Genomic DNA, 7,795 nt, shown 5'->3' with positions numbered 1-7,795 from the left:
CCGCCGCTCGTTCCACAAACGTCATCTCGAAAGAATCAGTCTGCTTCCCGCGCTCGACTTGCATGTATTAGGCACGCCGCCAGCGTTCGTCCTGAGCCAAGATCAAACTCTCCAAAAAAGTTATGAACTCTAATAAGTAAGCACTTATTAGATAAGTTTATCTTAGCAATTTAAATGAAAAACGAGGTACGTTTTTCTTGACATACTGGTCGTTCTGTTCAGTTTTCAAAGAGCAATTTTTAACTCGCTGCTTCGGAAGCAACTTTTATATTGTAACATCTTTAAAATAAAATGTCAATATGTTTTTTGTTTTTTTCTTCGCCTGCGTTAACCTCTTGTTAACAGCGACTTTAATATAGTAACACGTTGTTTTCGCAAAGTCAACAACTCTTTTCAATAAACTATATTAACTTAATTGCGAGTAGTTCGCTGCAAAAACAACTTGTTTAAGCAACGATATTTACTTTACCACGCTTTTTTATAATAATCAAGTCTTTTTTATAAAAAGTTATTCTTCTTATTTATAGCCCATTTAATAGTCTATCCAAATCAAACAAGAATATCTACCCATCGAGAAACACTCACTTTGTCATTTAATTAGTCTGTTCTCAATAGTTTGTATCTCTCACCGCAACCTTTGCTTTCCACAGGTACTGCTAATTCTCCTTGCTCGGACCAATAGATGTTATCGATGGGGCAAGTAATCGTAGTCCTGGGACGAGGCACTATGCTCTAAATCTCGTATTGTTCGCTATTCCCGCAGATAATGAAGGTAGTGTAACGACACATAGCACAAAGAGAAGGCACTTTCGATAAGTCTTATATTATCCTACGCTGATAAAATTTTGCACATTTATTAATCCGGAAAAAGGCAACATTCTTTTTAAAAAACAACCTTTAGTAAAGATGGTTCAACAGCTACATTCATTACTAGAAAAATAAAACCCTTGAAGTTTTTATTCCCATTCATTTAGGATTTAAACTTCAAAGGTTTATTTATTCTATATAAAGAACCTATCTATAATATAATCATATTCCATTTTTTATTTATTACGCATTTGCGGGAATAGCAATACATCTCTGATAGAAGGTGAATCTGTTAATAGCATGATTAAGCGATCAATACCAATTCCCAACCCACCTGTTGGAGGCATTCCATATTCTAAGGATTCAAGAAAGTCTTCATCCATTAAATGTGCTTCATCATTCCCTTGTTCTCTTTCAGCTACTTGTGCTTCAAATCGTTTACGCTGGTCAATTGGATCATTTAACTCACTAAATGCGTTTGCATGTTCGCGACCAACAATAAATAATTCGAAGCGATCCGTGAAACGTCCATCTTCCTTATTTTTCTTTGCAAGGGGTGAAATTTCCACTGGATGACCATAAATAAATGTAGGCTGAATTAATTGCTCTTCAATTTTTTGCTCAAAGAACTCATTTACAATATGACCATATGTCATCATATCTGTAATTGCTACATCATGTTCTTTCGCAAGTGCTCTTGCTTCTTCATCACTCATCTGTTCCCAGAAATCCACACCAACATATTCCTTAATAGCATCCACCATATGAAGTCTTCTCCATTTTGGAGCAAGATCAATTGTCTCGTCCCCATAAGTGATGGTTGTAGTACCTAAGACTTCTTTAGCAATATGTGCAATCATTTCCTCTGTTAATGCCATAATATCTTTATAGTCAGCATATGCTTCATAAAGTTCAATCATTGTAAATTCTGGATTGTGGCGTGTTGATACACCTTCATTACGAAAGACTCGTCCAATTTCATAAACCTTTTCAAGTCCTCCAACAATGAGACGTTTTAAATGTAATTCAATTGCAATTCGCATATATAAGGCAATATCTAATGCATTATGGTGTGTTTCAAATGGCCTTGCTGCAGCACCACCTGGTATACTGTGCATCATTGGTGTTTCCACTTCAAGGAAACCTTGGCCATTTAAGTAATTACGCATTTCTTGAATAATTTTACTTCGCAGGATAAAAGTTTGTTTACTATCTGTATTCATAATTAAATCTAAATATCGTTGACGATAGCGTTGTTCAATATCCTTTAAACCATGATATTTTTCTGGTAATGGGCGAAGTGCCTTTGTCAACAATGTAAATTCAGTTACTTTAATTGATAGTTCTCCTACATTTGTTTTGAACATGACACCAGTTACACCGACAATATCTCCCAGATCAATAGTTTTATAATCTTCATATGATTCTTTTCCAATTTGGTCTTGACGAACATATAATTGGATTTGTCCACTAGCGTCCTGAATATGAGCAAAACCTGCTTTTCCTTTTCCACGTTTTGTCATCATACGGCCTGCAACGGTTACTCGTGTTTCCTCTTCTTTATCAGCTAGTTCCTCTTTTGAAAACCCATCATACAAATCATGTAATTCGCTTGCACTATGTGTACGTGTATATTTACCACCAAACGGGTCCATTCCTTTTTCACGATATTGATTCATTTTCTCTAGACGAACTTGCATATGTTCATTTAACTCCTCTGACATATTCCATCACTCCATTACATACTAAAAATAAAAACGTTCTATCATATACCAATAGTATATAGAATCTCCACCAATCTTTCATCTAATTACATATGATACGCCTCTTTTTTATGAAATTCACTTTATCCAACTTCTTTTTAACATAACCAATTCTTTATTAATATAAAAATCTGCCAAGCTCCAGCAGATTTTTTATATTTAAACTTCTTATTTGATTCAGTTTCTTTGTTCATTTTTTAAAGGCTAACCTTCCAATAACAACAACCTTTTAGAAGATTGCCTATTGTTTTCAAGAAACTTGATGCTCTTTTTCCATCTCTTCTGCATACGTGTATAAAATTTCAGCCAATGCTTCTCTTTTTTCAATCTCATTAATTTTACAACGGACACGACCATTGCCCTTCATTCCCTTTAGATACCACGCTGCATGTTTTCGCATTTCCATCATGGCTACTTTTTCGCCTTTAATTTTAATTAGACCATCTGCATGTTGTAGACAAACATCAATCTTTTCACTTGGAGTCGGATCCGGAATTAATTCACCAGTATCTAAATACTTCACAATTTTATAATGACCCACGGATTTCCCAATGCAGAACGCCCAATCATTCCTCCTCTTCTCACTTATTTATCACAAAAATACTTCACTATACCTTTCTTTTCTGCCTCTGGAAGCTCGTTTAATAATTCTTTACTTGTTGTTCCAAAGGGGGGTAAAATAGCGTTTGGTGCAATCTCAGCTAATGGGATTAGGACAAATCCACGTTCATGCATTCTTGGATGTGGAATAGTGAGTCGTTCTGTTTTCATATTTTCATTATTATACAGCAATATATCAAGGTCAATTGTTCGTGGACCGAAACGAATCACTCTTTCTCTCCCTAAATGACTTTCAATCCCCTGGCAAACATCTAATAATGCTAATGGAGTTAGAGAAGTATTTATCTCTAATACCATATTTAAAAAATGGCTCTGTTCTGTAAACCCAACTGGTTCTGTTTCATATATAGATGATTGTTTTGTTATGTTGATCGCATCATGTTGAAATAATTGATGAATTGCTTTTTTTAAATAAGATTCCCTTGGTTCAATATTTGTTCCTAAACCGATATATACTTGATTCATTTTTTTCGCTCCCTATATATTTCCACTGCAACAGAATCTAAGTTTCCAGGAATAGGGGCACCTGGCTTGATTACTTTTACAGTACATGATTGTAGCTGTGGAAAACGAATAAATAATTCACTTGCAATCACTTCAGCAACTGCTTCAATGAGTCTCTTCACTTCACCTTCTACAATTTCTCGGATACATTCATAAACATGACCGTAATGAATAGATTCATTCATATCATCTGTTTGGCCAGCTTTTTTTAAATCTGTAAATAATTCCACATCAACCTGGAAACGTTGGCCAAGCTTATTCTCTTCTGGGAATAAACCGTGAAATCCATAGAACTGCATGTTCTTTAAAATAATCTTATCCATTAGTCCAATCGCTCCCTTAACATTGCATCCATCACTTTAGCCATATCTTTATTTATTTTCACTTGATGTACACGAACCATTTGGATTCCTTTCGCGATTCCAAGACATGTTGTTGCACCTGTTCCGTAATCGCGTTCTTTTGGTTCGTTATCTAGAATACGACCGATAAATGATTTACGTGATGTACCTAGTAAAATAGGATATCCTAAGTCATGGAATTTTTCCAAATTATTCATGGCGATGAGATTATGTTCAGCTGTTTTTGCAAAACCAATCCCCGGATCTAAGATAATATGATCGTCTGGAACACCAGCTCTTTTGGCTATTTCAATACTTTCTGCTAGATCTCGCTTCATATCATCAATTAGAGAAGTATAATCCATATCTGTTCGGTTATGCATAAGAATGATTGGGGTATTAGTTTCCTTTGCTACTTGCGCAATTTCTGGTTCACGCTTTGCTCCCCATACATCATTAATGATCTCTGCCCCTGCTTCAACAGCTTTTCTTGCTGTTTCTGCTTTATACGTATCAATAGAAATAGGTACATTTATTTTTTCTTTTACGGACCGGATGATTGGAACAACTCGTTGTATCTCTTCTTCCTCAGATACCGCCTGATGATTTGGGCGCGTAGACTCTCCTCCAATATCAATCATATCAGCACCATCATTTTCTAATTTAATGGCCTGGTTTACTGCGTTTTCTATATTTGTATAAGATCCTCCATCTGAAAAGGAATCAGGAGTAACATTTAAAATACCCATGATATGTGTTCGATCTTGTAAATTAAATGTTGTAGATTTTGTTTTTAAAAGCATACTAACCATCATACCTTCCATTTTAAATATGATTTTATCGTAACATACGAAAAATAGAATGTCGCATATTGTATCATAGCAGAATAGGAAAAGGGACTAGCTATTCACTAGTCCCATTAATGTTACTTATTATAGCTTATTTATCATCAAATTGGAATAATGCTGTTGATAAATAACGTTCTCCATTATCTGGTAAGATAGCTAACACTTTCTTACCTTTGCCTAATTTTTTCGCTACTTTCTTAGCGGCAACAACAGCAGCACCAGAAGAAATACCTCCAAGTATTCCATTTGTCACAGCGATTTCACGAGCTGTTTCAAATGCATCTTCATTGGCGACCGCAATAACTTCATCATAAATATCGGTATTTAGTGTATCTGGCACAAATCCCGCACCAAGTCCTTGTAATTTATGTGGTCCAGGGTTCCCTCCAGAAAGAATAGCAGAGTCTTCTGGTTCTACTGCAAAAATTTTTATATCATTAAATTGCTCCCGTAGTACTTTTCCAGCACCAGAAATAGTTCCTCCCGTACCAATACCAGCTACAAATGCATCTAAACCATCTTCCATTTGTGAAGCAATTTCCTTTCCAGTTGTTAATGCATGTATTTTCGGATTAGCCATGTTTTGAAATTGTTGTGGCATGAAATATCCATGTTCCTGATGCAATTGTTCTGCTTTTTCAATTGCACCTTTCATCCCTTCCGAACCTGGAGTAAGAACCAATTTCGCTCCATATGCTCTTAATATATTACGGCGCTCTTGACTCATCGTATCAGGCATGGTCACCACTAATTCATATCCTTTAGCAGCTGCTACCATTGCTAAACCAATCCCAGTATTTCCACTTGTTGGTTCTACAATTTTAGTCCCTTCCTGAAGGTCTCCACTTTTCTCTGCTTCTTCAATCATCGCTAAAGCAATACGGTCCTTCACAGAACTACCTGGATTCATAAATTCTAATTTTACATATATATCTGCACTTTCTTCATCTATCTGTTTTAATTTTACAACCGGTGTTTTCCCAATTAACTCTGCGATATTATTTGCTACGCGCATTTTATATGCTCCCTTCAATTCCTAGTAAACACATAGGATTTATAATAAAGTATACAATTATATATAGAAATGTCAATAAAAACAGTTCATTTGGGCTTACCTAAATATAGTATCCGTATGTCCTCTTCAATCATACATGATAAAGAAGAGCCTCCCCGTAAGAGACTCTTCTTTATTTTCCTTCCTGAACAAGGGATATCAATTCATTTTCTGTGAAATAATATTTCTCATTACAAAAATGACAAACTGTTTCTGCACCATGATCTTCATTAATCATTGCTTGAATTTCATCTTTACCCAAACTAATAATAGCCTGTTCAAAACGTTCTTTGGAGCACTTACATAAAAAATGAACCGACATTTTTTCATGAATTTTAACTTCTGTATCATCAAAAAGCCTTTGTAACACTTCCTCTGGTTTATAGCCTTTACTAATCAATGCCGAAATGGAAGGAAATGACTGAAGCTGCTTTTCAAGATGGGTAATCACTTCATCTGATGCACCGGGCATTATTTGCACAATAAATCCTCCAGCTGAAGATACAGAATGATCCGGATTTACAAGTACTCCAGCTCCCACCGCAGATGGAGTTTGTTCAGATGTTGCAAAATAATATGTAAAATCTTCACTAATTTCCCCAGAAACAATAGGAACTTGTCCCGTGAAATAGTCCTTTAAACCTAAGTCTTTAATAACGCTAACACTTCCGGAAGTTCCCACTGCCCGGCGTACATCTAATTTACCTTGCTCATTTAATTCAAAATCCACATGTGGATTAGAGACATAGCCGCGTACCTCTCCTTTTGCATTTCCATCAGCAACAATGGCACCAATTGGTCCATCACCTTCTACCTTTACAGTGAGCGTATTTTCTCCTTTAAGCATCGCTCCCATCATGGTAGTAATTGTTAATGTTCTTCCTAGTGCAGCAGTTGTTGTTGCCCAAGAATCTTGTCTTCTCCTCGCTTCTTCCACAAGACGGGTAGATGATATAGCATATGCACGAATCATACCATCATGTGTAGTTGCTTTTACTAAATAATCTTCCATGTGTCATAATCTCCTTTATTTACGTGTTTACATATTTTTTTGGTATATTTGGTGAAGCCCTTTTAATGTTAAATGTGAATCAATGATTTGAATTGTTTCAGATGCCCCCCCAACCAATGGAGCTAATCCACCAGTAGCAATAATCGTTGGGTCTGTTCCTTTCGATTGTTTCATACGTCGAACGATCCCGTCGATTTGTGCGACTGCACCATAAAATACACCTGCTTGCATTGCTTCAACCGTTGATCGACCAATAACATGGTCTGGTTCCTCTATCTCAATCTTCGGAAGTTTTGCTGCTCGTTGGTATAGTGCATCCATCGAAATATTAATTCCTGGTGAAATGAGGCCCCCTTCATATTCTTCCATTTCATTGATATAACAATACGTTGTCGCAGTACCAAAATCTATAATGATAAGTGGTCCTTTATGCTCCACCAATGCTCCTACCGCATTAACCACTCGATCTGCACCAATTTCCTGTGGGTTTGGATAATTTATTTTTAAAAAAGATAATACAGTATCCTTACCAACAATAAGTGGTTCTATTTGAAAATACAATTTACACATTCTTTCTAATGCAAACATAATGGGAGGTACAACCGAAGATATGATTACTCCAGTTATATCGGAAAATAATAAACCTTTATATTCAAACAGAGATTTGATTAACATCCCAAACTCATCTTCTGTTTTATAACGGTCTGTCTTGATATGCCATTCATGTTTTAATTCATTTTCTTGAAAAACACCTAAAACGGTATTTGTATTGCCAACATCCAGAACAAAAAGCATCATCTCACACCTTCTTACTCTTTATTTCTTTCTAAATATAACATAATTCT

7 protein-coding genes, 1 rRNA gene and 1 pseudogene are annotated in these 7,795 nt (G+C 35.8%); all 9 read right to left on the bottom strand.

Annotated elements, in window-relative coordinates; translation table 11 throughout:
• Positions 1 to 118, bottom strand: a 16S ribosomal RNA gene (locus FHP05_RS11730); the annotation flags it as partial.
• A 925-nt stretch (positions 119 to 1,043) separates the two neighbouring features.
• The gene (lysS, locus tag FHP05_RS11725) at positions 1,044 to 2,531 is read right to left on the bottom strand and encodes a lysine--tRNA ligase (RefSeq protein WP_147668448.1); all 1,488 of its coding nucleotides are present in this window, start codon (positions 2,529 to 2,531) and stop codon (positions 1,044 to 1,046) included.
• 289 nt (positions 2,532 to 2,820) lie between these two features.
• Positions 2,821 to 3,146 (bottom strand): annotated as a pseudogene (locus tag FHP05_RS11720) (tRNA-dihydrouridine synthase); the annotation flags it as partial.
• A 9-nt stretch (positions 3,147 to 3,155) separates the two neighbouring features.
• Complete coding sequence (gene folK, locus FHP05_RS11715; protein WP_147668446.1) at positions 3,156 to 3,656, bottom strand: 2-amino-4-hydroxy-6-hydroxymethyldihydropteridine diphosphokinase; 501 nt, start codon at positions 3,654 to 3,656, stop codon at positions 3,156 to 3,158.
• Entirely contained in the window at positions 3,653 to 4,018 is a 366-nt protein-coding gene (folB, locus tag FHP05_RS11710; RefSeq protein ID WP_147668444.1) for a dihydroneopterin aldolase, read from the bottom strand. The genes folK and folB overlap by 4 nt, the downstream gene beginning before the upstream one ends.
• Positions 4,018 to 4,839, bottom strand: coding sequence for a dihydropteroate synthase (folP, locus tag FHP05_RS11705; RefSeq protein WP_147668460.1), 822 nt, complete (start codon positions 4,837 to 4,839; stop codon positions 4,018 to 4,020). The genes folB and folP overlap by 1 nt, the downstream gene beginning before the upstream one ends.
• 136 nt (positions 4,840 to 4,975) lie before the next feature.
• The gene (gene cysK / locus FHP05_RS11700; protein WP_147668443.1) at positions 4,976 to 5,899 is read right to left on the bottom strand and encodes a cysteine synthase A; all 924 of its coding nucleotides are present in this window, start codon (positions 5,897 to 5,899) and stop codon (positions 4,976 to 4,978) included.
• Between the two features lie 172 nt (positions 5,900 to 6,071).
• Positions 6,072 to 6,950 carry an Hsp33 family molecular chaperone HslO gene (hslO, locus tag FHP05_RS11695; RefSeq protein WP_147668442.1) on the bottom strand — a complete coding sequence of 293 codons (879 nt, stop codon included), beginning with the start codon at positions 6,948 to 6,950 and terminating at the stop codon, positions 6,072 to 6,074.
• Between the two features lie 27 nt (positions 6,951 to 6,977).
• Positions 6,978 to 7,745 (bottom strand): type III pantothenate kinase, encoded by a 768-nt coding sequence (locus FHP05_RS11690; RefSeq protein ID WP_147668441.1) that lies wholly within the window; start codon positions 7,743 to 7,745, stop codon positions 6,978 to 6,980.
• Positions 7,746 to 7,795 lie beyond the last annotated feature (50 nt).

It is taken from the genome of Cerasibacillus terrae, from assembly GCF_008039555.1.
GTDB classification, from domain to species: domain Bacteria; phylum Bacillota; class Bacilli; order Bacillales; family Amphibacillaceae; genus Cerasibacillus; species Cerasibacillus terrae.
Note: the sequence above shows the minus strand (reverse complement) of the source record. Positions and strands in the feature narration are given on the sequence as shown.